This window comes from Bradyrhizobium sp. PUT101 (assembly GCF_052043945.1).
Lineage (GTDB): Bacteria > Pseudomonadota > Alphaproteobacteria > Rhizobiales > Xanthobacteraceae > Bradyrhizobium.
Map to the genome: position 1 here is coordinate 7,259,367 of NZ_CP197207.1, position 23,545 is coordinate 7,282,911.

The following is a 23,545-nucleotide window of genomic DNA, read 5'->3' on the forward strand; positions in this document are numbered from 1 at the left end:
AATACCGGGGCAAAAAATATGGAACCGCGGGTTCCAGAATGGCCTCAAATGGTTAGGGGATCATGAACCATCAGGGCGAGCCGCGCGCTTTGCGGAGATATGACGGCGTTTTCGCGGCTCTCTTGACGTGGGGCCGCCTCATAGCCCATATGTCGCCTCATGAACGGTCTCCTCGCCATCTGCGCCATTTGCCGCGAGATTACGAGCTAGCGATTCGCTGGCTGGAGCCGTCTTTTCTCAAATGCATTGAGAGCCTTGGACGCCCGGCCGAGGGGGATGGGTTGCCATGGAATTGCGTCTTTACGATACGCTGAGCCGGGAAAAGCGGACCTTTGTGCCGCTCGATGCGAACAACGTCCGCATGTATGTCTGCGGACCGACCGTCTATGATTTCGCCCATATCGGCAATGCGCGGCCGGTGATCGTGTTCGACGTGCTGTTTCGGCTGCTGCGCCACCTCTACGGCGAAGCGCATGTCAAATATGTCCGCAACATCACCGACGTCGACGACAAGATCAACGACCGCGCCGCGCGGGATTTCCCCGGCCTGCCGCTGAACGAGGCGATCCGCAAGGTCACCGAACAGACCGGCAAGCAGTTTCATGCCGACGTCGATGCGCTTGGCTGCTTGCGTCCGACCGTCGAGCCGCGTGCGACCGAGCATATCGGCGAGATGCGCGAGATCATCGAGAGGCTGGTCGCCGGTGGCTTTGCCTACGTCGCCGAGGACCATGTGCTGTTCTCGCCCCAGGCGATGAACGCGGCCAATTCGGTGCTGCCGCGCTACGGCGCGCTCTCCAACCGCTCGCTGGACGAGATGATCGCCGGCGCCCGCGTCGATGTCGCGCCTTACAAGAAGGACAGCACCGACTTCGTGTTGTGGAAGCCGTCCAAGCCCGGCGAGCCGTCATGGCCGTCGCCGGCCGGCATCAAGGCGGAGGGGCGTCCGGGCTGGCACATCGAGTGCTCGGCCATGGCCTGGAAGCATCTCGGCGAGCATTTCGACATTCATGGCGGCGGCATTGATCTCGTGTTTCCACATCACGAGAACGAGGTCGCGCAGACCTGCTGCGCCTTCCACCGCGAGCGCATGGCGAACACCTGGATGCACAACGGCTTCCTCCAGGTCGAGGGTGAGAAGATGTCGAAGAGCCTCGGCAACTTCATCACTATCCATGAGCTGCTGGCGGACTGGCCGGGCGAGGTGCTTCGGCTGAACATGCTGAAGACGCAGTATCGTTCGCCGATCGACTGGACCGTGAAGTCGCTGGAGGAGAGCGCCAAGACGCTCGATGACTGGTATCGCGTCGCGGCCGATGTCGCGGCCACAGAGCCGGCCGCGTCCGTGATCGAGCCGCTGCTCGATGACCTCAACACGCCGCAGGTGATCGCGGCGCTGCACGGCCTGCGTGGCGATGCCGCTGCATTGTCGGGCTCGTTGCGGCTGCTCGGATTCCTGACCGAGAGCGCGGCGCAGTGGGAAGGGCGCAAGCAGCAGGTGAGCGGCGTCGATGCCACGGAAGTCGAGCGCCTGATTGCCGAGCGGACGGCCGCCCGTAGCCGCAAGGACTTCAGGGAATCCGACCGCATCCGCGATCTGCTCGCCGCGATGGGCGTTGCGATCAAGGACTCCAAGGAAGGTACGACCTGGGAGATCGCGCGATGAAGCGGCCCGATACGCCTTTCCCGCGGCACTGGCTCTACTACATCGCGCTGAAGATCGCGCTGCTCGCCGGCGCCGTGGCGCTGGTGCTCAAGCTCTATGGGATGTGGTGAAGACGATGGGACAGAGTTTGCCAAAGCCCGCCCTGCGGCCCTTCCTGCCTGACGACGTGCCGGTGCTCGCCGCGATCTTCACCGCCAGCATCGAGGAGCTGACCGGCGAGGACTATAGCGAGGCGCAGCAGGAAGCCTGGATGCAGGCGGCGGAAGGCGAAGAGTTCGGCAAGCGGCTTGCGGCCGACCTCACTCTGATCGCGACGCTCGAGGGCTCGCCGGTCGGCTTCGCCTCGCTGCGCGGCAACGATCACATCCGCATGCTCTATGTCCATCCGGCAGTGGCCGGGCAGGGCATCGCGACCATGCTGGTGGACGCGCTGGAGAAGCTCGCAGGCAGCCGTGGCGCCAAGAGCCTCTCGGTCGATGCCAGCGACACCGCGCAGGGCTTCTTCGCCAAGCGCGGCTACACAGCCCAGCAGCGCAACAGCGTCACCATCAATGACGAATGGCTCGCCAACACCACCATGAAGAAGACGCTCGGAGCGCCGCAATGAACAAGCAGCGTCCTGGCCACACGCGATCCTCCTTCCACTCCCTCGCCCCTTGCGGGGGGCGGTTGGGGAGGGGGGTAGCCCCGAACTCGGACCGCCCGTGTGGCACCTCTCTCCCGGCGTCACTGCGTGACGCCGACCTCCCCCACAAGGGGGGAGGTAACAAGAACGGACGCTCGCGATGAACTCGGCAAAGAAGGAGCGCCTCTATCTGTTCGACACCACGCTGCGCGACGGCGCGCAGACCAACGGCGTCGATTTCACGCTGACCGACAAGCAGGTCATCGCGGCGATGCTCGATGATCTCGGCATCGACTATGTCGAGGGCGGCTATCCCGGCGCCAATCCGCTTGACAGCGAATTCTTCGCGACCAGGCCGAAGCTCAGTCATGCGCGCTTCACTGCGTTCGGCATGACGCGCAGGTCAGGGCGCTCGGTCTCCAACGACCCCGGCGTCGCTGGGCTCCTGGAGGCGAAGGCGGACGCGATCTGCTTCGTGGCAAAATCGTCCGCCTATCAGGTGCGCGTCGCGCTGGAGACGACGAAAGAGGAGAACCTCGCCTCCATCCGCGACAGCGTCGCCGCCGCGAAGGCCGCCGGCCGCGAGGTGATGCTCGACTGCGAGCATTTCTTCGATGGCTACAAGGAGGATCCGAGCTTCGCGCTGGCCTGCGCCAAGGCGGCCTATGAGGCGGGCGCGCGCTGGGTGGTGCTGTGCGACACCAATGGCGGCACCATGCCTGATGAGATCGAGGCCATCGTCACCGAGGTGACGAAAGACATTCCCGGCGATCATGTCGGCATCCACGCCCATAACGACACCGAGCAGGCGGTGGCCAATTCGCTGGCCGCGGTGCGCGCCGGCGCGCGGCAGATCCAGGGCACGTTGAACGGTCTCGGCGAGCGCTGCGGCAATGCCAATCTCTGCTCGCTGATCCCGACGCTGAAATTGAAGAAGGAGTTTTCCGACGCCTTCGAGATCGGCGTCACCGCGGAGAAGCTCGCAACGCTCGTCAAGGTCTCGCGCACGCTCGACGACATGCTCAACCGCGTGCCGAACCGGCATGCCGCCTATGTCGGCGAGAGCGCCTTCGTCACCAAGACCGGCATCCATGCCTCCGCCGTGATGAAGGATCCGCAGACCTACGAGCATGTGTCGCCGGAACTGGTCGGCAATCACCGCAAGGTGCTGGTGTCCGACCAGGCCGGCCGCTCCAACGTCATCGCCGAGCTCGACCGCGCCGGCATTCCCTACGAGAAGAGCGATCCGAAGCTGACGCGCCTCGTCGAGGAGTTGAAGGCGCGCGAGGCCGCGGGCTATGCCTATGAATCCGCCAATGCTTCGTTCGAGCTCCTGGCGCGCCGCACGCTCGGCAAGGTGCCGCATTATTTCGAGGTCGAGCAGTTCGACGTCAATGTCGAGCAGCGCTACAACGCGCTGGGGGAGCGGGTCACCGTGGCGCTCGCGGTGGTCAAGGTCGACGTTGCCGGCGAGCATCTGATCTCGGCGGCCGAGGGTAACGGCCCCGTCAATGCGCTCGACGTCGCCCTGCGCAAGGACCTCGGCAAGTACCAGAAATACATCGAGGGCCTGACGCTGATCGACTATCGCGTTCGTATCCTCAACGGCGGCACCGGCGCGGTCACGCGCGTCCTGATCGAGAGCGAGGACGAGAACGGCGACCGCTGGATTACGGTCGGCGTCTCCCCGAACATCATCGACGCCTCCTTCCAGGCGTTGATGGATTCGGTGATCTACAAGCTCGTGAAATCGGGTGCGCCGGCGTAGATTTTGTTTCGTCATTCCGGGGCGATGCGAAGCATCGAACTATGGTGCGCAGTTGCGCACCTGAGAAACTCGAGATTCCGGGTTCACGCTTCGCGTGCCCCGGAATGACTTGGTGAGGGGGCCATGATCGACCACATCTCCGTCGGGGTCAGCGATCTCGAACGCGCCGCAAAATTCTACGAGACGACGCTCGCATCGCTCGGCCTCGCGCGCCTCGTCACGCGGCCGCGCACGGTCGGTTTTGGTAAGGCCTATCCGGAGTTCTGGATCAACTTACGCGAAGGCATGCGGCGTGTGCCGCCGGAGAGCGGCGTGCATATCTGCCTGCGGGCGAAGACGACGAGCGAAGTGGATGCGTTTCACGCCGCAGCGTTGTCCGCCGGCGGTGGCTCCGACGGCGCGCCCGGCATCCGCCCGCACGACCGCGTGCGCTACTACGCAGCCTTCGTCACCGATCCCGACGGCAACCGGATCGAGGCGGTGACGTTTCCGGCAGAGTAGGACCTTACAGCTTGCGCGCGACTTCCGGGGCGAGCTGCTTTTCAGCCTCGGCGAGCTGGGCCACCGCGGCCTTCAGCTTCGGCAAGATCTCGTCGACGCGATCGGCCTTGAGGATGTCGACCGACAGGCCGGCGCGGATGAACTCCGTTTGGCGCATGTGCGACAGCAGCGAGAACAGCGGCTCCCAGAAATTGTCGATATTGGCGAGCAGCACGGGCTTGGCGTGACGGCCGAGCTGTTTCCAGGTCAACTGCTCGACCAGTTCCTCCAGCGTGCCGACGCCGCCCGGCAGCGCCACGAAGGCGTCGGAGCGTTCGAACATCAAGCGCTTGCGCTCGTGCATGTCGGGGGTGACGATCATCTCCTGCACGCGCGTCAGCGCATTCTCGCGCTTGCGCAGGAATTCGGGGATGATGCCCGTGACGGTGCCGCCGTGATCGAGCACGGAGGTCGCGACCGCGCCCATCAGGCCGAGCGATCCGCCGCCATAGACCAGGCGGACGTTGTTCTCGGCGAGCGCCTTGCCGAACGCCTTGGCGCCTTCGGTGAAGCGGGGACTGGTTCCAGGGCCGGAGCCGCAATAGACACAGACGGTTTTGATCGTGCTCATTGGTGCCATGATGCATTGCAGCGAAGAGGCGTCAAGCCCAATCGGTGATTCGATACTCCCGGAAATCTACCGGTAAATGACGATAAACAATCAAAGATTCGCCATCTGGCGGGGTGCGCTGGCATCGGGAAGGCTCTATATGACGGACGAAAAATCGTAATCGCAGTTGCGCCCGCATCCGGCGGGCTTTCAGGTTTCTTGATGGACCAACCTCAATCGCTCGACGGCGCCGACGTTCCTGATCCTTCCGGAGGACCGCTGGAGCGGGCCACGCTGATGGGCACGCTGGCGCATCTATGGCCCTATATCTGGCCGGGCGATCGCTCCGATCTGAAGATGCGGGTGGTCTGGTCCCTGGTGCTGCTGCTCGCCGCCAAGCTGATCACGCTGGCCGTGCCGTTCAGCTTCAAATGGGCGACGGACGCGCTGACCGGCGCCAACACCGCGCCGGTGCAGGCCGACAACTGGCATCTCTGGGTGGTCGCCTCGCCGCTGTTGCTCACCGCGAGCTACGGCGCGATGCGCATCCTGATGGCGGTGCTGACGCAATGGCGCGACGGCATCTTCGCCCGCGTCGCCATGCATGCGGTGCGCAAGCTCGCCACCATCACCTTCATTCACATGCACGAGCTGTCGCTGCGCTTTCACCTCGAGCGCAAGACCGGCGGCCTGACGCGCGTGCTCGAGCGCGGCCGCGAGGGCATCGAGGTCATCGTGCGCATGGTGATCCTGCAGCTGATCCCGACAATCGTCGAGGTCTCGCTCTTGATGGCGGTGCTGCTCTGGCAGTTCGACTGGCGTTACGTGGTCGTTACCCTGATCACGGTCACGCTCTACATGTACTACACCTACATCGCGACCGAGTGGCGGATCGGCATCCGCCGCAAGATGAACGATTCCGACACCGAGGCGAACACCAAGGCGATCGACTCGCTGCTCAACTACGAGACCGTCAAATATTTCAGTGCCGAGGCGCGCGAGGCGCAGCGCTACGACAAATCGGTGGAGCGCTACGAGGAGGCGAGCGTTCGCAGCTACACTTCGCTCGCGGTGCTCAACACCGGGCAGGCCGCGATCTTCACGCTGGGCCTGACCGCGACCATGCTGATGTGCGCGATCGGCGTGCGCAATGGCACCAACACCGTCGGCGATTTCGTGCTGGTCAACGCCATGATGATCCAGCTCTACCAGCCCCTGAACTTCATGGGCATGGTCTATCGCGAGATCAAGCAGGCGATCATCGACATCGAGAAGATGTTCAATGTGCTGGGCCGCGAGGCCGAGATCAAGGATGCGCCTGGCGCGAAGCCGCTGGTCATCTCCGCAGGCAGGGTGCGCTTCGAGGACGTGCGCTTTGCCTATGAGCCGACGCGCCCGATCCTGAAGGGCATCAGCTTCGAGGTGCCGGCCGGCAAGACCGTCGCCATCGTCGGCCCGTCGGGCGCAGGCAAGTCGACCATCTCGCGGCTGCTGTTCCGCCTGTATGACGTCTCCGGCGGCAAGATCCTGATCGACGGCCAGGACATCCGCGACGTCACGCAGGCGAGCTTGCGTGCATCGATCGGCATGGTGCCGCAGGACACCGTGCTGTTCAACGACACCATCCGCTACAACATCCGCTACGGTCGCTGGGACGCGACTGATACCGAGGTCGAGGAGGCGGCGCGGCTGGCGCAGATCGATCATTTCATTCGCATGGCGCCGAAGGGCTACGAAACCCAGGTCGGCGAGCGCGGCCTGAAGCTGTCGGGCGGCGAGAAGCAGCGCGTCGCGATCGCACGCACCGTGCTGAAAGCGCCGCCGATCCTGGTGCTGGACGAGGCGACCTCGGCGCTCGACACCCACACCGAGCACGAGATCCAGGGTGCGCTCGAGCGTGTGGCGAAGAACCGCACCTCGCTGGTGATCGCGCACCGGCTTTCGACCATCGTCGGCGCCGACGAGATCATCGTGCTGGACCAGGGCCGCATCGCCGAGCGCGGCACCCACGCGAAACTGCTCGCGCAGGGCGGCCTCTATGCCAGCATGTGGAACAGGCAGCGCGAGGCCGAGGCGGCACGCGAGAAACTGGCCAAGATGGCCGACACCAGCGCGGCGCCCAACCGGGAGCCGCCGCCGGTCGATGACATCCTGACGACGCCCGCGGCGGTGGAGTGATCTTGTCTCCGGTCCCAAGTCTGGCCTAAACAACTCCACCGCGCGGGGGCAGCCCGCGCCGTCAACCCCTCCAGCGGCAGATAGCGATGTCCATTCTCGATTCGATCCAGCGCCAGATCCCGCCGATCCACAAGGAGGGTTATCCCTTCATCGGCGGCTTTGCGCTGGCAAGCCTGGTCCTGTTCTGGCTGTGGTCGCCGTTGGGGTGGATCGGCACGATCCTGACCGTGTGGTGCGCGCTGTTCTTCCGCGATCCCGTCCGCGTGACGCCCGTGCGTGAGGGGCTGGTTGTGTCGCCAGCCGACGGCCGCGTCTCGATGATCACCATGGCACTGCCTCCGGCCGAGCTCGGGCTTGGCGACCGGCCGCTGCCGCGCATCTCGGTGTTCATGAGCGTGTTCAACTGCCACGTGAACCGCGCGCCCGTCGCGGGCAGGGTGGATCGTATCGCCTATCGGCCCGGTCTCTTCATCAACGCCGAGCTCGACAAGGCGAGCGAGGACAATGAGCGCAACTCGCTGGTCATCACGACGCCGGCGGCGCGGATCGGCGTGGTCCAGATCGCCGGCCTCGTCGCCAAGCGCATCGTCTGCTTTGTGAAGGAAGGGCAGGCGATCGGTGCCGGCGAGCGCTTCGGCCTGATCCGCTTCGGCTCCCGTCTCGACGTCTATTTGCCCGTGGGCACCAAGGCGCTGGTCTCCGAAGGGCAGACCGCGATCGCCGGAGAGACGATCCTGGCCGACCTTGCCGGCGACGATCCGAGCCGCGCCTACCGCGCCAATTGACCAATAGTCGTGCTTGCGGGCCTTCCGCCGCAATGGCGGAGGGGGGCGCGGCTTGCTATATCTCGCCTCGAGGTGAGCAATGACGCCCTATGACTTCAAAGATCCCGATGCGCGCCGCCGGCGGTTCCGACCGATCCCGGTGCGGATGCTGGTCCCCAACGTCATCACGCTGCTGGCGATCTGCGCCGGCCTGACCTCGATCCGTCTGTCGATCGAGGGGCGGATGTCGCTCGCCGTCTACGCCATCGTGTTCGCGGCCGCGCTCGACGGCATCGACGGCCGCATCGCGCGCCTGATCAAGGGCCAGTCCAAGTTCGGCGCCGAGCTCGACAGCCTCGCCGATTTCGTCAATTTCGGGGTGGCGCCCGGCCTGATGCTGTATTTCTGGCAGCTGCACGAGCTCGGCAATGCCGGCTGGATCGCCGCGATGGTGTTCGCGATCTCCGGCGGCCTGCGGCTCGCGCGCTTCAACGCCACCATGGATGATCCAAACAAGCCGGCCTTCGCGGCGAATTTCTTCACCGGCGTGCCGGCGCCCGCCGGCGCCATCACGGTGCTGCTGCCGATCTACATCGCCTTCCTCGAGCTCGGCCGCACCCCTGCGGCGGTGACGGCGGCCTATACGCTTCTGATCGCGTTTCTGATGGTGTCGCGTCTGCCGGTGTTCTCCGGCAAGACCAAGCGCATGCGCGTGCCGCCGGAGCTGGTGCTGCCGGCGTTCGTCGCCGTGATCGTCTTCATCGCGCTCTTGATCGCCTATCCCTGGCACGTGCTGTCGATCGGCACGGCGCTTTATCTGCTCTGCCTGCCGCTCGGCTACAAATCCTATCGCGACCAGGCGCGCGCGATGGAAGCCGCCGCGCCGGGAGGAGGCGAGGTCTCGTCACCGCCTTCGGCGCCGACGCTGGCGAATTTGTCGGAGCCGCCGCAGGATGACGACCGGCCCGGACGTCTGCACTGAGCGCTTTTCGCGGATATCTGCCATGAGGCCTGCCTGAGTTGGGTGGAGGCCCGATCTCGGCTATATCGCCCTTGAGCCGGCGGCATCGCGCAATCAACCGCCGCCAATCTGGGAGAGAACGCCGTGACCAATTCCGCGACCGGGCCGCTGCCCGCTTCCGTCATCGAGGCGCTGGGCCGCTACGACACGCCGACGATCTGCAATGCCATGGAGATCGTGGCCCCCGAGCGGCGACTGATCGGCTACACCACCAAGCAACTGGTCTGTCCGTTTCCCGACCTTCCGCCGATCGTCGGCTATGCCCGCACGGTTACGATCCGCTCGGTGTTGAAATCGTCGCTCCCGGCCGAGGAACAGTCCAAGCGTCGCATCGACTATTACGAGTATGTCGGCACCGGCCATGGCCCACGCATCTCGGTGATCCAGGACATCGATGGTCCTGATGTCGGCTACGGTGCGTTCTGGGGCGAGGTGCAGAGCAACGTGCACAAGGCGCTCGGCTGCCTCGGCGTCATCACCGACGGCTCGATCCGCGACATCCCGCAATGGGCCCCGGGCTTCCAGGCGCTGGCCGGCTCGATCGGCCCGTCGCACGCCTGGGTGCATGCGGAAAGCTTTGGCGGCGAAGTGCGCGTCGCCGGCATGACCGTGAAGTCCGACGATCTGATCCACGCCGACCGGCATGGTGCCATCGTGATCCCGCTCGACGTCGCCGCGAAGCTGCCGGAAGCCGCCGAACTGTGCGGCCGCCGCGAGACGCCGATCCTGGAGATCGCCCGCAGCCCCGACTTCTCGCTGGAGAAGCTGAAGGCCGCGCTGAAGCGCTCGGCGGAGATTCACTAAGCGCGCGATTGAAAGACCTTACGGCCGCGACGCCGGCCGTGGGTCGCCTTGTTCCGTCAGAAACAGGACCGCCTGATCCGGCTCGCCGAACACTGCGGCGGCGCATCCGATCAGGGTGAAGCCGCCGGCAAGGTCCCATAGCGTGATACCCTCCGCATTGTCCGGGAGGTGAATCAAACGCGCTGCCATCACCGCGAAAGCGGCCTCGGCAAAGAGCACGAGGCTGAAGGCCGGCAGGACGAGTTCCGGCTCGAGCAGGTGGAGCGCCAGCACCGCGGGCAGCGCGGTGAGAAGACTGAACAGCGTCAACATCGCGATGGCTCCGGGCCATGAGCATGCCCAACCCTACAAGATACCAAATGATCCTCTGCCTCGATGTGGCGCAGGGCCGCAGCAGGAGAGTCATTCCGGCGGGGCCGGTCATGGTTAGCGAATGATTGAAATTCGTGTCGCTGGAGGGCAATCGCAGCTCGCAGCAGCGGCCCGGCGTACTGTCCGGACTTAACCTTTACGCGGCTTTAAGGGCGGGCCTCTAGGGTTTCCAACGCGGTTCGGGGTCGGGCCGCACCAGCGGCCAGGACGGCCGTTGTCGCGTGCGCGTTGGAGTCGATAATGGATATAGCAACACTCGTCGGCCTGGCCGCGGGCGCCACTGTTGTGTCGACGCTGATCTTGATGGGCGGCAGCTTCGGGATGTTTTACGACATCCACGCCGTGATCGTCATCTTCGGCGGCTCGTTCGCCGCAACGATGATCCGCTTTCCATTGTCGGCCATGGTGCACGGCTTGCCGCTGGGCGCAAAGTTTGCCTTCACCCTAAGCCGCCTTTCGGCCCACGACCTCGTCGACGAACTCGCCCGCATCGCCGAAATCGCTCGCAAGCAGGGGCCGGTCGGGCTGGAAAAAGTCGAGACTGACGAGCCGTTCCTTGCCAAGGGCATCCGCTACGTCGCCGACGGCTACGACCTCGACTTCATTCGCGACAATCTGGAGCGCGACCGCGACAACTTCCTGATGCATCTCGACGAAGGCAGCAAGATCTACCGCGCCGTCGGCGACTGCGCCCCGGCCTTCGGCATGATCGGCACGCTGCTCGGCATGGTGCAGATGTTCTCCAACATGTCGGACCCTTCCAAGCTCGGCCCGTTCATGGCCACCGCGTTGCTCGCGACGCTGTATGGAGCGGTCGTCGCCAACCTGATCTGTTTGCCGATTGCCGACAAGCTGCACGGCAAGCTGCTCGACGAAGAAACGAACCGCACCTTGATCATCGACGGCATCCTGATGATCCGCGATTCCAAGAGCCCGACGCTCGTGCGCGAAATGCTGCTGGCCTATCTGCCTGAGAAGCATCGTCACACCGAGGGAGAGCCGGTGCCGGCGTAAGGCCGCGCCGGGATTTGAGAGATGGCCAAGAAGAAGCGCGGCGATGCTCACGGCGGCGGTCACGGCTGGTTCGTGACCTTCGCCGACCTGATGGCGCTGCTGCTGGCGTTTTTCGTGATGCTGGTTGCGTTCTCCACGCAGGACGCCAACAAGCTGAAGATCGTCGCGGGCTCGATGCGCGAGGCGTTCGGCGTTCAGAGCGAAGCGCGCTACTCCGGCATCGTCGAATCCGACGGCCTGCCGACCCGTCCGCGGCTGAAGAACGTCGATCACATCCAGCCCGAGGATGCCTCCAACACGCCGACGCCGGATCAGGAGGACCGCGACCGCACGTCGGGGGCGAAGATCAAGGTCGACCGCAATTTCGCGCTGGCCGCGGCCTCGCTGCGCCAAGCGTTGCAGGACATGCCGGAACTGACCGAGATGTCCAAGCACATCATGTTCGAGGAGACCAAGCAGGGCCTCAACCTGGAGATCGTCGACCAGGACGGCCGCTCGATGTTCGCCGATGGTTCCAAGGTGCCCTATGACCGTACCCGGCGCCTGATCGAGAAGCTCGCGATCCCGCTCAAGGCCACGCCGCTCCGCGTGTCCATCGCCGGCCACACCGCGGCAGGATTTGTACCGACCCGCAGCGACTACGGCGCCTTCGATCTGTCGGCCGACCGCGCCAACGCGGTGCGCCAGATCCTCGAACGCGAAGGCCTTCCGCCGTCGCATATTTTCGCCGTCTCGGGCAAGGCGGATACCCAGCCGCTGTTTCCGGACGATCCTTCGCTCGCGGCCAACCGTCGGGTGACCATCACCCTGATGCGTGAAGATCCACCGCTGCCGCCGAATCTGAAGCCGTAGCCCCCCTTGCGTTACCGTTCTACCTGAGGCATGTCGTCGCGCTGCCGATGAACGTTGCTGCGACGTCACAGCTTCTGTTCCGGCGCCTGCTATGGTGCCGGGCCGATTGACAGGCGCGCCGGAAGCGTCAAAAGGCGCCGGATCGAATTCAGGGACGAAGCGTTTCTCACCCACATGACGGCGAGCATCACATCGACCGAGACCCAGGACGGGCAGCCGGTCACATCAGGCTTTTGGGCCCTTACGCTCGGGAGCATTGGCGTCGTCTTTGGGGATATCGGCACCTCGCCGCTCTATGCATTCCACGAGGCCGTCAAGGGCGCGGCCCATGGCGAACCGGTCTCGCGGGTCATCGTGCTCGGCGTGCTCTCGTTGATTCTGTGGGCGCTCCTGATCGTCGTCACCGCCAAATACGTCCTGCTGCTGCTGCGCGCCGACAACAACGGGGAGGGCGGCACGCTCTCGCTGATGGCGCTCGGCCAGCGCGCGCTCGGGCGGCGAAGCTGGGTTCTGCTCGCGCTCGGCGTGGTGGGCGCCTCCATGTTCATCGGCGATTCCATGATCACGCCGGCGATCTCGGTGCTATCGGCGGTCGAAGGCCTGAAGCTCGCAACCCCCGCGCTCGAGCACTATGTCGTGCCGCTCACCGTCCTCATTCTGGTGTTGCTGTTCGCGGTCCAGAGCAAGGGGACCGCATTGGTCGCCTCAGCCTTCGGGCCGGTGATGGTGGTCTGGTTCACCGTCCTCGCCGTGATGGGGGCCGTCCACATCGCCGACGACCCCACGGTGCTGGCGGCCATCAATCCCTATTACGCGGTGCAGTTCGTGCTGTCGCACGGCGTGATCGGCCTCGTGACACTCGGCGCCGTGTTCCTGGCGGTGACGGGCGGTGAGGCGCTTTATGCCGATCTCGGCCATTTCGGCCGCAAGCCGATCCAGTCGGCGTGGATGTTCTTCGTGCTGCCCGCGCTCCTGATCAACTATTTCGGGCAGGGTGCGCTGGTGCTGTCCGATCCCAGCGCGATCGAGCACTCCTTTTATCGCATGGTGCCCGAGAGCCTGGTGCTGCCGCTGGTCGGACTTGCGACTGCCGCAACCGTGATCGCGAGCCAGGCGGTGATCACGGGCGCCTATTCGCTGGTCTACCAGGCCGTGCAACTCGGCCTGTTGCCGCGTTTCGAGGTGCGCTACACCTCCGAATCCCATGCCGGCCAGATCTATCTGCCGCGCGTCAACCGCCTGCTGCTGATCGGCGTGATGCTGCTGGTGCTGTTGTTCCACACCCCCAGCAATCTGGCCTCGGCCTACGGCATTGCGGTCTCCACCACCATGGTCGCCGACGGCATCATGGGCTTCGTCGTGATCTGGAAGTTGTGGAACTGGCGTGCCGCGACGGCCGCGGCCGTGATTGTCCCCTTGGTCATCGTCGATTTGAGCTTCTTCAGCGCCAACCTGCTCAAGCTGCTCGAAGGCGCCTGGGTGCCGCTGCTGTTCGGCATCGTCATGGCGGGAACGATCTGGACCTGGCGCAAGGGCTCCGGAATTCTGATCCAGAAGACGCGACGGATCGAAGTGCCGCTGGACGATCTGATCCGGAGCCTGGAGAAGCGGCCGCCGCACATCGTCAAGGGCACTGCGGTGTTCCTCACCAGCGATCCCGCCTTCGTGCCGACCGCGCTGCTGCACAATCTCAAGCACAACAAGGTGCTGCACGAGCACAACGTGATCCTGACCATCGAGACCGCGCAGACGCCGCGAGTTGATCTTTCGGAGCGGTTCAGGATGGAGAAGATCAGCGACAAGTTCTCCAAGGTTCGCTTGCGCTTCGGCTTCATGGAGCAGCCGAACGTGCCCAAGGCGCTCGCCATCGCGCGCAAGCAGGGATGGCAGTTCGACATCATGTCGACGTCGTTCTTCGTGTCGCGAAGGTCGCTGAAAGCCTCCGCACAGTCGGGCATGCCGCTGTGGCAGGACCATTTGTTCATCGCGCTGAGCCGGTCGGCCAACGATGCCACCGACTATTTCCAGATTCCGACAGGGCGGGTGGTTGAAGTCGGAACCCAAGTCACTATTTGAACGCAACTGGCCAACCTATGCAAAATTAGCATGGCTATGGTCCGGAATCGGCCTAGGCTATGCCGGCAGCGCAAGCCTATAAGCCGCGCGCTCCTCAGCCGTTGTGCCGTGAAGCATTGTAGAGGCCATTAGGCTCTTCCATGACCAGTGACGTAGCAGTTCCCGCCCCGGAGACGGCGGCGGCCAACGGACGTGGCGAGGCCCATACCACGGCCGGTTTCGGCGCGCTGACGCTCGGCAGTATCGGTGTCGTCTACGGCGATATCGGCACCAGCCCGCTCTACGCCTTCCGCGAGGCGGTGATGGCGGCCTCGGGCGCGGAGGGGCTACCGACCCCGGCGGCCGTGCTCGGCGTGCTCTCCCTGATCCTGTGGGCGCTCATCATCGTGGTGACGCTCAAATACGTCGTGATCCTGCTCCGCGCCGACAACAATGGCGAGGGCGGCACACTGGCGCTGATGGCGCTGGCCCAGCGGGCGGTTGGCACCCGCGGGGCGACCATCGTCCTGCTCGGCATCATTTCCGGTGCCCTGTTCTACGGCGATGCCGTGATCACGCCGGCGCTTTCGGTGCTGTCGGCGATCGAAGGCATGAAGGACGTCACCCTCAAGTTCGAGCCCTACGTCGTTCCGCTGACGGTGGTGATCCTGGTCGCTCTGTTCGCCGTGCAATCCCGCGGCACCGCCCGCGTTGCCGCCTTCTTCGGTCCGATCATGTGCGTCTGGTTCGCAGTCCTCGCGGCGGCGGCGATCCACCCGATCATCCAGCAGCCACAGGTGCTGTTTGCGCTGAACCCGCTCTATGCCGTGTCCTTCATGTTCCACCACGGCATCATCGGCTTCGTGACGCTGGGCGCGGTGTTCCTGGCCGTGACCGGCGCCGAGGCGCTCTATGCCGACCTCGGCCATTTCGGCAAGCGGCCGATCCAGTTCGCCTGGCTCTCTATCGTGCTTCCCTCGCTGGCACTGAACTATCTGGGGCAGGGGGCGCTGGTCCTCAGCGACCCCGGCGCGATCGTGAGCCCGTTCTTCCAGCTCTTCCCGCAAGGTCTTATCCGCGGCTGCATGGTCGTGCTCGCCACGATGGCGACCGTCATTGCGAGCCAGGCGGTCATCACCGGCGCCTATTCGCTGACGCGCCAGGCGATCCAGCTCGGGCTGCTGCCGCGCTTCGAAATTCGCCATACCTCTGAAGCCCATTCCGGCCAGATCTTCATTCCGCGCATCAACCAGCTCTTGCTGCTGGCCGTGGTGCTGCTGGTGCTGCTGTTCCGCTCGTCCAGCGCGCTGGCGTCGGCCTATGGCATCTCGGTCACCGGGACCATGGTGGTCACGGCGATGATGGGCTTTGTCGTGATCTGGAAGGTCTGGCGCTGGTCGCCGATCGCCGCCGCGGCCCTGATTGCACCGTTCCTGTTCCTCGACCTGACCTTCCTGGCGGCGAACCTGCTCAAGGTGTTCGAGGGCGGCTGGGTGCCGCTGGCGCTCGGCGCGCTCATGATCATCCTGATGTACACGTGGCGGCGCGGCAGCCGACTCTTGTTCGAGAAGTCGCGCAAGCTCGAGTTCCCGCTCGCCGACCTCGTCGCGATGCTGGAGAAGCGGCCCCCGCAGCGCGTGCCCGGGACCGCGGTGTTCCTGACGTCGGACCCAATCAGCGCGCCGACCGCGCTCATGCATAGTCTGAAGCACTACAAGGTGTTGCACGAGAAGAACGTCATTCTCACCATCGAGACCGCGCAGACCCCGCGCATCGATCCGTCCGAGCGCGTCAGGCTGGAGCAGATCTCACCGACCTTCTCCAAGGTGACGCTCAAGTTCGGCTTCATGGAATCTCCCAACGTGCCAAAGGCGCTGGCGATCGCCCGCAAGCTGGGCTGGCAGTTCGACATCATGTCGACCTCGTTCTTCCTGTCGCGCCGGGCGCTGAAGCCCGCCGTGCATTCCGGCATGCCGCGGTGGCAGGACCGGCTGTTCATCTCGCTCAGCCGCTCCGCCAACGACGCCACCGACTATTTCCAGATCCCCTCAGGCCGCGTGGTCGAGGTCGGTACGCAGGTGACGATCTAGGGCCGGGATTCGAAGCGGACTTCAACTCGCTGCGATTTAGCTTTAACTTGCGCCGCGGGGCTCAAGCCTTTGTAGCGCTTGATTTTCGCCTCCCGAGAGGCGAGGTTGCCGCCCGCCGGGATCGCCCCGGCGCGGGCTGTGACGTTGGAGGATGATGTGGCAAATCAAGTACAGGATCTGACCCCGGACGAGGTCTCCAAGGGTGTCGCGGAAGGGCGCTATCTGCTCGTCGACGTTCGCGAACCGAACGAGGTTCAGGCCGAGGCCTATCCCTACGGCGTCGTGGTGCCGCTCTCGACCTTCGATCCCAAGGCGATTCCCGATCCCGCCGGCAAGGAGGTCGTATTCGCCTGCCGCTCGGGAAAGCGCTCCGTGACGGCCTCGCTGGCCGCGCAGGCAGCCGGCCTGCCGTACAACAAGCACCTGGCCGGCGGCATGCTGGGTTGGAAGGCGGCCGGGCTCCCCAGCAAGGTCGGCGGCTGATCGGCCCGATGTCCAATTCGTCCCTGAACAAGAGCTCGGCCCTGAACAAGGTCTTTGCCGACCTTCCCGTCACCATCTTCGAGGCGATGTCGCAGGCCGCCCGCGACAACAATGCCATCAATCTCGGCCAGGGGTTCCCCGACGATCCTGGCCCCGAGGACATCCGGCGCGCCGCGGCCGAGGCCTCGCTGAACGGCTACAACCAGTACCCGTCGATGATGGGCCTGCCGGAGCTGCGCCAGGCGATCGCGACCCATTACGGCCACTGGCACGGCCTCAAGCTCGATCCGATGAGCGAAGTGATGGTCACCTCCGGCGGCACCGAGGCGCTGACCTCGGCGATCCTCGCGGTGGTCCAGCCCGGTGACGAGGTCGTCTGCTTCCAACCGGTCTATGATTCCTATTTGCCCATCATCCGCCAGGCTGGCGGCATTCCGCGCCTGGTCCGTCTCGAGCCGCCGCACTGGCGGCTGAATGAGGACATGCTGAAAAGCGTCTTCAATTCAAAGACCAAGGCGGTGCTGTTCAACAATCCCTTGAATCCGTCCGCGGTGGTCTATCCGCGCGAGGATCTCGAGCTGCTGGCGCGCTACTGCCAGGAGTTCGACGTCATCGCGATCTGCGACGAGGTCTGGGAGCACGTCACCTTCGACGAGCACAAGCACATCCCGCTCATCACCATTCCCGGCATGCGCGAGCGCACCATCAAGGTCGGCTCGGCCGGCAAGATCTTCTCGCTGACCGGTTGGAAGATCGGCTTCGTCTGCGCCGCACCGCCCTTGCTGCGCGTGGCTGCCAAGGTGCACCAGTTCCTGACCTTCACCACCGCGCCGAACCTGCAGGCCGCCGTCGCCTACGGTCTCGGCAAGTCCGACGACTATTTCCTGTCGATGCGCAAGGATCTGACGCGGAGCAGGGACCGCCTGACCAGGGGGCTGGAGAGCCTCGGCTTCCCCGTGCTGAAGTCGCAAGGCACCTACTTCCTCACCGTCGACCTGTCGCCGCTCGGGCTGAACGAGAGCGACACCGAGTTCTGCTGGCGCATCGTGAAAGACTACAAGGTGGCGGCGATTCCGGTCTCGGCCTTCTACGAGCAGGACCCGGTAACCTCCGTGGTGCGCTTCTGCTTCGCCAAGAAGGACGAGACGCTCGACACCGCGCTGGAGCGGCTGTCCGACGCGGTGCGCGGGCGCAAGAGGTAGAGAGAGATGACGAGCGTCAGCCGCTCCGGGTTTTGCCTCGGACTTGCAATCGCCGCGGCGCTGACGTTGCTTTCGCCTCCCGCAGGGGCCGCGGAGCGCGTCGTCAACTTCTACAACTGGTCCAACTACATGGCGCCGGATGTCCTTGAAGCCTTCACCAAGGAGACCGGCATCAAGGTGGTCTACGACACGTTCGATGCCAACGAGACGCTGGAGACGCGCCTGATGGCCGGCAAGTCCGGCTATGACGTCGTGGTGCCCACGGCCTATTTCCTCCAGCGCCAGATCAAGGCCAACATCTTCCAGAAGCTGGACAAGTCGAAGCTGCCGAACCTCGCCAACGCCTGGCCCGTCGTGACGCAGCGCCTAGCCATCTACGATCCCGGTAACGTCTACGCCGCCAACTACATGTGGGGCACGACGGGCATCGGCTACAACGTCGCCAAGGTGAAGCAGATCCTGGGACCCGACGCCAGGATCGACAGCTGGGACATCGTCTTCAAGCCGGAGAACCTCGCCAGGTTCAAAGACTGCGGCGTGCACATGCTCGACTCCGCCGACGACATCTTTCCGGCGGCGCTGAACTATCTCGGGCTCGATCCGAACTCGACCAAGCAGGCCGACCTCGAGAAGGCCGCCGATGCCGTGGCGAAGGTCCGTCCCTTCGTGCGCAAGTTCCACTCGTCCGAATATCTCAGCGCGCTCGCGACCGGCGAGATCTGCCTCGTGGTCGGCTGGTCCGGGGACATCATGCAGGCCCGCGCTCGTGCTGCGGAAGCCAAAAGCGGCATCGAGATCGGCTACGCCATCCCGAAGGAAGGCGCGCAGATGTTCTTCGACAATCTCGCGATCCCCGCCGACGCCAAGAACGTCAATGAAGCCTACGAGCTGATCAACTACCTCTATCGCCCGGACGTTGCCGCCAAGAACTCGGACTTCCTGTCCTATGCCAACGGCAACCTCGCCAGCCAGAAGCTGGTCGACCCGAAGATCCTGGGCGACAAGAACATCTATCCGGACGAGGCGACGCTTGCGAAACTGTTCGTCATCACCGCGCGCGATCCGGCGACCCAGCGCATCATCAATCGGCTCTGGACCAAGGTGAAGACGGGAAGGTAGAGAAGGCACCCGTCAGACGGCGGGCTACCGCCACCTGCGGTGCAGCCAAAGCCACTGCTCGGGATGCTCGCGCACCCAGCCTTCGACGACGGTGGTTATCGCCTGTGTCGTGCCCTGGATGTCGATCTTGCCGTCGACATCGCGCACCGGCTTGATCTCTTCGGTCAGCTCACCGCGGAAGCGGCCGCCGGGCAGGCGGATGATGCGCACGCCATGGATCGGGCATTCGACCTGGCGGAGCAGGCGCGCCAGCATCGGGTTGGCGCGGGTCTTGCGGCCGAAGAACGTGACCTCGACGCCGGCGGTGAGGTACTGGTCGATCAGCATGGCGACGTGCTTGCCGTCCTTGAGCGCCTGCGCGAGTCGCAGCGGCGCGTCGCGGCCCGCCGGGATCAGCGTGCCCATGTTGACCTGGCGCATCTCCTGGATGATGCGATCGGCCGAGGCGATGTTCGGCCGGCGATAGAGAATCGCGGTATCCAGTCCATGCGCGACGGCGGCGAGCGCCGGCAATTCCCAATTGGCCAGATGCGCGGCGAAGATCAGCGCCGGCTTGCCGTCGTCCCGGATCTGGTCGAACAGCTCGATGCTACGCGGCGACAACTCGATCCGGCTTCGCTCCGGGTGCTCGCGATCGTAGTCCCAGACGCGGTCCATATGGGCGAATTCGGCACCGACGCGGCCGAGATTCTCCCAGACGCCCATCAGGATCCGTTCGATCTCCTCCTGCGATTTCTCCGGAAAGGCGGCGGTGAGATTGGCGCGGCCGATGCGGTGCTCGCGCAGGCGCGGGCCGATCAGCTTTACGGCGCGCGCGAAAAAGTCCGAGGTCTTGACCGGATCGAAATAGCGCGTGGTGCGCAGCATCGCGACCGTCGCGGCGCCGATCAGGCTTCCGCCGAGCGATTTGGCAGCCTCCCGCGCGCGGGCCTTCATGCTCGCAGGAAGCAGCGCCATGCGTCCGGTCAGGCCGGTTCGCGGGTCAGGATCAGCGAGGCGTTCTGGCCGCCGAAGCCGAACGAATTCGACATCACGGCGGTAACGCGGGCGTCGCGCGCCTTGTTGCCGACGACGTTGAACAGGATCGCGGGATCAGGAATGTCGTAGTTGATCGTCGGCGGAATGCGCTGATGCTCGAGCGTCAGCAGCGAGAAGATCGCCTCCACCCCGCCGGCGGCCGAGATGGTGTGGCCGACCATGGACTTGTTGGAGGTGACCGGAATCTTCTGCGCGAGCTCGCCGAACACGGCCGATGTCGTGTTGAACTCCATCTTGTCGTTTTCGGGTGTCGAGGTGCCGTGCGCGTTGATGTGGTCGATCTGGTCCGGCGTCATGCCGGCATCGGCCAGCGTCTTGTTCATGCAGCCGATGATCGGCTTGCCGTCGGGCGAGGAGCGGGTGCGATGGAAGGAATCGGTGAGCTCGCCGCAGCCGGCGATCACGCCGAGGATCTTCGCGCCGCGCGCAGTCGCCGCCTCGTAGCTTTCGAGCACCAGCGCGCCGGCGCCTTCGGCCATCACAAAACCATCGCGGTTCTTGGAGAAGGGGCGGGAGGCCGCCTGCGGCGGATTGTTCTGGGTCGACAGCGCCGAAAGCAGCGAGAAGCGCACCAGCGCTTCCGGGTTCACGGTGCCGTCGGTCGCGACGCACAGCGCAGCATCAGTCTCGCCGCGGCGGATCGCCTCGACGCCGAGCTGGATCGAGGTCGCACCCGAGGCGCAGGCCGTGGACAGTGAGATCGGCGAACCCTTGGTGCCGAACGTCTCGGCGAGAGATGCGGCGACCGAGCCGAACATGAAGCGATGATGGTAGGCGCTGTACTTGCCGCCGCCGGAAATGCGCAGCAAATCGTCATAGTTGATGTCGAGCTGGCCGACGGCGCGACCCAGCTCGCGACGCTGCGGCCATTCGACCTCCACTGGTGCAACGGCAAGGAAAAGGGGACCCGGGAAATCGGCCTTGGCACCGATGCCGGCCTGCTCCAGCGCTTCCTGCGTCGCGATCTCGGCCATCCGTTCGGACAGGGCGGTGGAGGAGAACGGATCGACGCTGACGAAATCGACCGTGCCCGCCATCGTGGTCTTCAGGCCGTCGATCGGAAAACGCGTGATGGTGCGGATGCCGGATTCGCCGGCGACGAGCTTCGCCCAATTGTCGGTCTTGCCGGCACCGAGCGACGTCAAGATGCCCATGCCGGTGACGACGACGACGGGGCGCCCGAATTTGTCGCGTGCTGCAGTCATGTCGATCCCCGCTTGAGCTAACTAAACTGCCTCGACCAGCGCCATGCCTTCGCCGCGCCAGTGTCCAGCTCCCACCACCACAATCTGGGTGGGCGCCCCCTGCATTTCAATCTCGGTCCCGGTCGAATCGTTTGGCGGGAACAGCGCACCACGCGAGATCGACAGCGCAGCGAGCGCAATTCCGAGCGGGAATTGCGTCTCCATGGCGTGGCCGAACACCGTGCCGGTCGAGCGCACCGGAAAGTCGGCATGGCTCTTGAGGAAGCCGCGCTCTTCCGAGGTCGCGGGCTCCGCACCGGTCGCTCCGGTGATGATGGCGCCCTTGCCCTCGCGCTTCGGCAGCTTGGCCCACAGCTTCTCCAGTGTCGCGGCCATGTCGCCGGGCCGTTTGCGTTTGGCGAGGTCTGCGACGACGCTCGACAATTTTGCGAACGGCTTTGCGCCGCGCGCTTCCGCATGCGCCTTCGATTCCAGCACCAGGAAGGCGCCGGCGGAGCCGAGCGCGAAGCCGGCGTGGTCCTTGCGCGCCCACACGGGAGCGAACTTGCCCTTGAGGTTGAAGTCGCCGAATTCGTAGAGGACCAACAAGTCCTTGCGCTCGCCATTGTGCGAGCCGCCGACCAGCGCGATGTCGCTCTCGCCCGAGGCGATGCGCGCAAGCGCAATGCGGGCGGCATCGGCGCCGGCGACCTCTTCGCCCATGAAAGTGCGCGACGTGCCTCCCAAGCCGTGCACGATGGCAATGTTGCCGGCAAGCAGGTTGGAGAGCTGGGCCAAAAACAGCGTCGGCCTGAGATCGCTCATCAACCGCTCGTTGAGGAAGCCGGGCGCGTTGGCGCCCTTGGCCTCGGCCGTCAGCACGCCGCTGTCGACGTTGAGATCGCGCTCTCCGCCGCCGGCGGCGACGACCATGTCGATCTTCGACAGGATGTCCTTGTTGCCCTTGATCCCGGCGGAATCGAGCGCAAGACCGGCGGCATAGGTGCCGATACGCTGCCAGGCTTCCATCTGGCGCTGGTCGCCCTTCTTCGGGATCTGGCTGTCGAAGGCAACGGGCATCAGCGGATGCACGATGTAGGGCGCAAAGCCTTTCTCGTCGACATTGATGCGCTTCTCCTGAAGCGCGGCCCAGTTGGCGTCCAGCCCCTCGCCGAGCGAGGTGGCCAACCCAATGCCGGTGATCCAGACCTCGGTCTGGCCAGGCTTCGAAGCGGGAGTGTCAATCATGTCGATACGGCCTGTTGCGGAAATCCGACGCGCTTGGCGATCGCGTCCATGTGCGAGCGCAGATCCGCATTGGGGAAGGGGATCAGCGTGAAGGTGAGCGCCGAATTGGCGCGCAGCTTGCCGCCGACTTTGATCTTGGCTTCGGTCATCGCATAGCCGGAGCCTTCATAGGTGAGGCGCGCCTCGATGCTCATGAGATCGCCGGGGAAGACCGAGCCGCGGACCTTGGCCTCCTTCACGGCGGCCAGGATCGGCATGCGTTCGAACTTGAACACGCCGAGCTGAAGCCAGCCCGAGGCCTGCGCCATCGATTCGATCAGGAGCACGCCGGGCATCAGGGGATAGCCCGGGAAGTGCCCCTCGAAGATGGTGCTCTCCTTCGGGACCTGCGCTTCGACGACGATCGTCTTCTCGTCGACCTTGAGGTCGACGATGCGGTCGATCATGTGGAAGTATTCGAGTTGCATGACTGCGCCCTTAGGCGCTCGCGCCCTTGGCCGCAACCAGTTCGTCGATGCGGGCGCACAGGTTCTTCAGCACGAAATACTGCTCGGTGGTCGCCTTGCCGTCGTTGACCTCTTGAGTCCACTTCTCCAGCGGCAGCTTGATGCCGAACTGCTTGTCGATCGCGAACGCGATGTCCAGAAAATCGAGGCTGTCGATGCCGAGGTCATCGATGGCATGGCTATCCGGCGTGATCGTGTCGCGCGGGATGTCGCAGGTTTCAGCGATGATCGTAGCGACCTGATCGAATGTGGAGGACATCACTAAGCCTTTGATATATTGCGGGTATTTGTCAGATTGTCCAGAGTGGCACGGTGGGTGGGCATCGCGCCCCGAATGACGCCCTCAACCCCCCCTCTGGCCGGGTCGAAAGCCCGTATATCGGAGCGCCGCCCTGAGTTCAATGGAGCCGGGCAGGCCAAGGGGATCGCAAAGGGACAGGCTGGGGATGTCCGCCGGGACCCTTCC

22 protein-coding genes are annotated in these 23,545 nt (G+C 64.7%); 15 read left to right on the plus strand and 7 right to left on the minus strand.

Translation table 11 applies throughout. From position 1 onward, the window contains the following. Positions 1-286 precede the first annotated feature (286 nt). The 4 genes from cysS to ACSHT2_RS34360 all read left to right on the plus strand — a co-directional run bounded on the left by cysS (position 287) and on the right by ACSHT2_RS34360 (position 4,560). Positions 287-1,666 (plus strand): cysteine--tRNA ligase, encoded by a 1,380-nt coding sequence (cysS, locus tag ACSHT2_RS34345; RefSeq protein WP_440639530.1) that lies wholly within the window; start codon positions 287-289, stop codon positions 1,664-1,666. Positions 1,667-1,781: 115 nt separating this feature from the next. Then, positions 1,782-2,273: a GNAT family N-acetyltransferase gene (locus ACSHT2_RS34350; RefSeq protein ID WP_440639531.1), complete on the plus strand. Its 492-nt coding sequence runs from the start codon at positions 1,782-1,784 to the stop codon at positions 2,271-2,273. A gap of 178 nt (positions 2,274-2,451) precedes the next feature. After that, on the plus strand, positions 2,452-4,059 hold the full coding sequence (gene cimA, locus ACSHT2_RS34355; RefSeq protein ID WP_440639533.1) for a citramalate synthase: 1,608 nt from the start codon (positions 2,452-2,454) through the stop codon (positions 4,057-4,059). Positions 4,060-4,182: 123 nt separating this feature from the next. After that, positions 4,183-4,560 (plus strand): VOC family protein, encoded by a 378-nt coding sequence (locus tag ACSHT2_RS34360; RefSeq protein WP_440639535.1) that lies wholly within the window; start codon positions 4,183-4,185, stop codon positions 4,558-4,560. Between the two features lie 4 nt (positions 4,561-4,564). Here the strand turns inward: ACSHT2_RS34360 and ACSHT2_RS34365 are convergent, their stop codons facing one another. Next, entirely contained in the window at positions 4,565-5,170 is a 606-nt protein-coding gene (locus ACSHT2_RS34365) for a TIGR00730 family Rossman fold protein (RefSeq protein ID WP_319331216.1), read from the minus strand. A gap of 201 nt (positions 5,171-5,371) precedes the next feature. Here ACSHT2_RS34365 and ACSHT2_RS34370 point away from each other — a divergent pair, with 201 nt between their 5' ends. The 4 genes from ACSHT2_RS34370 to ACSHT2_RS34385 all read left to right on the plus strand — a co-directional run bounded on the left by ACSHT2_RS34370 (position 5,372) and on the right by ACSHT2_RS34385 (position 9,916). Continuing rightward, a complete protein-coding gene (locus ACSHT2_RS34370; RefSeq protein WP_440639536.1) occupies positions 5,372-7,327 on the plus strand; it encodes an ABCB family ABC transporter ATP-binding protein/permease in 1,956 nt (651 codons plus the stop codon). A gap of 80 nt (positions 7,328-7,407) precedes the next feature. After that, positions 7,408-8,112 (plus strand): phosphatidylserine decarboxylase, encoded by a 705-nt coding sequence (locus tag ACSHT2_RS34375; protein WP_440642996.1) that lies wholly within the window; start codon positions 7,408-7,410, stop codon positions 8,110-8,112. A gap of 79 nt (positions 8,113-8,191) precedes the next feature. Further along, positions 8,192-9,073, plus strand: coding sequence for a CDP-alcohol phosphatidyltransferase family protein (locus ACSHT2_RS34380; protein ID WP_440639537.1), 882 nt, complete (start codon positions 8,192-8,194; stop codon positions 9,071-9,073). Positions 9,074-9,196: 123 nt separating this feature from the next. Continuing rightward, entirely contained in the window at positions 9,197-9,916 is a 720-nt protein-coding gene (locus tag ACSHT2_RS34385; RefSeq protein WP_440639539.1) for an RraA family protein, read from the plus strand. Positions 9,917-9,934: 18 nt separating this feature from the next. Here the strand turns inward: ACSHT2_RS34385 and ACSHT2_RS34390 are convergent, their stop codons facing one another. Further along, positions 9,935-10,228, minus strand: a complete 294-nt coding sequence (locus ACSHT2_RS34390) for a hypothetical protein (RefSeq protein ID WP_319331222.1) — start codon at positions 10,226-10,228, stop codon at positions 9,935-9,937. 300 nt (positions 10,229-10,528) lie between these two features. Between ACSHT2_RS34390 and ACSHT2_RS34395 the strand changes: the two genes are divergently transcribed. From ACSHT2_RS34395 to ACSHT2_RS34425, 7 genes are all read left to right on the plus strand, one after another. Continuing rightward, positions 10,529-11,302, plus strand: a complete 774-nt coding sequence (locus ACSHT2_RS34395) for a motility protein A (protein ID WP_271529134.1) — start codon at positions 10,529-10,531, stop codon at positions 11,300-11,302. Positions 11,303-11,323: 21 nt separating this feature from the next. Then, complete coding sequence (locus ACSHT2_RS34400) at positions 11,324-12,154, plus strand: flagellar motor protein MotB (RefSeq protein WP_440639541.1); 831 nt, start codon at positions 11,324-11,326, stop codon at positions 12,152-12,154. A 174-nt stretch (positions 12,155-12,328) separates the two neighbouring features. Next, positions 12,329-14,230 carry a potassium transporter Kup gene (locus tag ACSHT2_RS34405; RefSeq protein ID WP_440639543.1) on the plus strand — a complete coding sequence of 634 codons (1,902 nt, stop codon included), beginning with the start codon at positions 12,329-12,331 and terminating at the stop codon, positions 14,228-14,230. A gap of 140 nt (positions 14,231-14,370) precedes the next feature. Then, positions 14,371-16,299, plus strand: coding sequence for a potassium transporter Kup (locus ACSHT2_RS34410; RefSeq protein WP_440639545.1), 1,929 nt, complete (start codon positions 14,371-14,373; stop codon positions 16,297-16,299). 156 nt (positions 16,300-16,455) lie between these two features. After that, entirely contained in the window at positions 16,456-16,782 is a 327-nt protein-coding gene (locus ACSHT2_RS34415) for a rhodanese-like domain-containing protein (protein WP_028178566.1), read from the plus strand. Positions 16,783-16,790: 8 nt separating this feature from the next. Continuing rightward, complete coding sequence (locus ACSHT2_RS34420) at positions 16,791-17,984, plus strand: aminotransferase (protein ID WP_440639547.1); 1,194 nt, start codon at positions 16,791-16,793, stop codon at positions 17,982-17,984. A gap of 6 nt (positions 17,985-17,990) precedes the next feature. Then, a complete protein-coding gene (locus ACSHT2_RS34425; protein ID WP_440639549.1) occupies positions 17,991-19,103 on the plus strand; it encodes a polyamine ABC transporter substrate-binding protein in 1,113 nt (370 codons plus the stop codon). A 24-nt stretch (positions 19,104-19,127) separates the two neighbouring features. Here the strand turns inward: ACSHT2_RS34425 and ACSHT2_RS34430 are convergent, their stop codons facing one another. From ACSHT2_RS34430 to ACSHT2_RS34450, 5 genes are read right to left on the minus strand one after another with little or no spacing between them, the layout of a single operon-like run. Beyond that, entirely contained in the window at positions 19,128-20,060 is a 933-nt protein-coding gene (locus tag ACSHT2_RS34430) for a lipid A biosynthesis lauroyl acyltransferase (protein ID WP_440639551.1), read from the minus strand. An 8-nt stretch (positions 20,061-20,068) separates the two neighbouring features. After that, positions 20,069-21,346, minus strand: coding sequence for a beta-ketoacyl-ACP synthase (locus ACSHT2_RS34435; protein ID WP_319331235.1), 1,278 nt, complete (start codon positions 21,344-21,346; stop codon positions 20,069-20,071). A 21-nt stretch (positions 21,347-21,367) separates the two neighbouring features. Further along, complete coding sequence (locus ACSHT2_RS34440) at positions 21,368-22,573, minus strand: beta-ketoacyl-ACP synthase (RefSeq protein WP_440639553.1); 1,206 nt, start codon at positions 22,571-22,573, stop codon at positions 21,368-21,370. Then, positions 22,570-23,040: a 3-hydroxyacyl-ACP dehydratase FabZ family protein gene (locus ACSHT2_RS34445; RefSeq protein ID WP_440639555.1), complete on the minus strand. Its 471-nt coding sequence runs from the start codon at positions 23,038-23,040 to the stop codon at positions 22,570-22,572. The genes ACSHT2_RS34440 and ACSHT2_RS34445 overlap by 4 nt, the downstream gene beginning before the upstream one ends. Positions 23,041-23,050: 10 nt before the next feature. Next, on the minus strand, positions 23,051-23,338 hold the full coding sequence (locus ACSHT2_RS34450) for an acyl carrier protein (protein WP_007592476.1): 288 nt from the start codon (positions 23,336-23,338) through the stop codon (positions 23,051-23,053). Positions 23,339-23,545: the final 207 nt, after the last annotated feature.

Bases quoted from the DNA above. Each gene is read 5' to 3' on its own strand.
- cysS (WP_440639530.1), top strand. From the start codon at position 287: ATGGAATTGCGTCTTTACGATACGCTGAGCCGGGAAAAGCGGACCTTT.
- ACSHT2_RS34350 (WP_440639531.1), top strand. From the start codon at position 1,782: ATGGGACAGAGTTTGCCAAAGCCCGCCCTGCGGCCCTTCCTGCCTGAC.
- cimA (WP_440639533.1), top strand. From the start codon at position 2,452: ATGAACTCGGCAAAGAAGGAGCGCCTCTATCTGTTCGACACCACGCTG.
- ACSHT2_RS34360 (WP_440639535.1), top strand. From the start codon at position 4,183: ATGATCGACCACATCTCCGTCGGGGTCAGCGATCTCGAACGCGCCGCA.
- ACSHT2_RS34365 (WP_319331216.1), bottom strand. From the start codon at position 5,170: ATGAGCACGATCAAAACCGTCTGTGTCTATTGCGGCTCCGGCCCTGGA.
- ACSHT2_RS34370 (WP_440639536.1), top strand. From the start codon at position 5,372: ATGGACCAACCTCAATCGCTCGACGGCGCCGACGTTCCTGATCCTTCC.
- ACSHT2_RS34380 (WP_440639537.1), top strand. From the start codon at position 8,192: ATGACGCCCTATGACTTCAAAGATCCCGATGCGCGCCGCCGGCGGTTC.
- ACSHT2_RS34390 (WP_319331222.1), bottom strand. From the start codon at position 10,228: ATGTTGACGCTGTTCAGTCTTCTCACCGCGCTGCCCGCGGTGCTGGCG.
- ACSHT2_RS34395 (WP_271529134.1), top strand. From the start codon at position 10,529: ATGGATATAGCAACACTCGTCGGCCTGGCCGCGGGCGCCACTGTTGTG.
- ACSHT2_RS34400 (WP_440639541.1), top strand. From the start codon at position 11,324: ATGGCCAAGAAGAAGCGCGGCGATGCTCACGGCGGCGGTCACGGCTGG.
- ACSHT2_RS34405 (WP_440639543.1), top strand. From the start codon at position 12,329: ATGACGGCGAGCATCACATCGACCGAGACCCAGGACGGGCAGCCGGTC.
- ACSHT2_RS34410 (WP_440639545.1), top strand. From the start codon at position 14,371: ATGACCAGTGACGTAGCAGTTCCCGCCCCGGAGACGGCGGCGGCCAAC.
- ACSHT2_RS34420 (WP_440639547.1), top strand. From the start codon at position 16,791: ATGTCCAATTCGTCCCTGAACAAGAGCTCGGCCCTGAACAAGGTCTTT.
- ACSHT2_RS34425 (WP_440639549.1), top strand. From the start codon at position 17,991: ATGACGAGCGTCAGCCGCTCCGGGTTTTGCCTCGGACTTGCAATCGCC.
- ACSHT2_RS34430 (WP_440639551.1), bottom strand. From the start codon at position 20,060: ATGGCGCTGCTTCCTGCGAGCATGAAGGCCCGCGCGCGGGAGGCTGCC.
- ACSHT2_RS34435 (WP_319331235.1), bottom strand. From the start codon at position 21,346: ATGACTGCAGCACGCGACAAATTCGGGCGCCCCGTCGTCGTCGTCACC.
- ACSHT2_RS34440 (WP_440639553.1), bottom strand. From the start codon at position 22,573: ATGATTGACACTCCCGCTTCGAAGCCTGGCCAGACCGAGGTCTGGATC.
- ACSHT2_RS34445 (WP_440639555.1), bottom strand. From the start codon at position 23,040: ATGCAACTCGAATACTTCCACATGATCGACCGCATCGTCGACCTCAAG.
- ACSHT2_RS34450 (WP_007592476.1), bottom strand. From the start codon at position 23,338: ATGTCCTCCACATTCGATCAGGTCGCTACGATCATCGCTGAAACCTGC.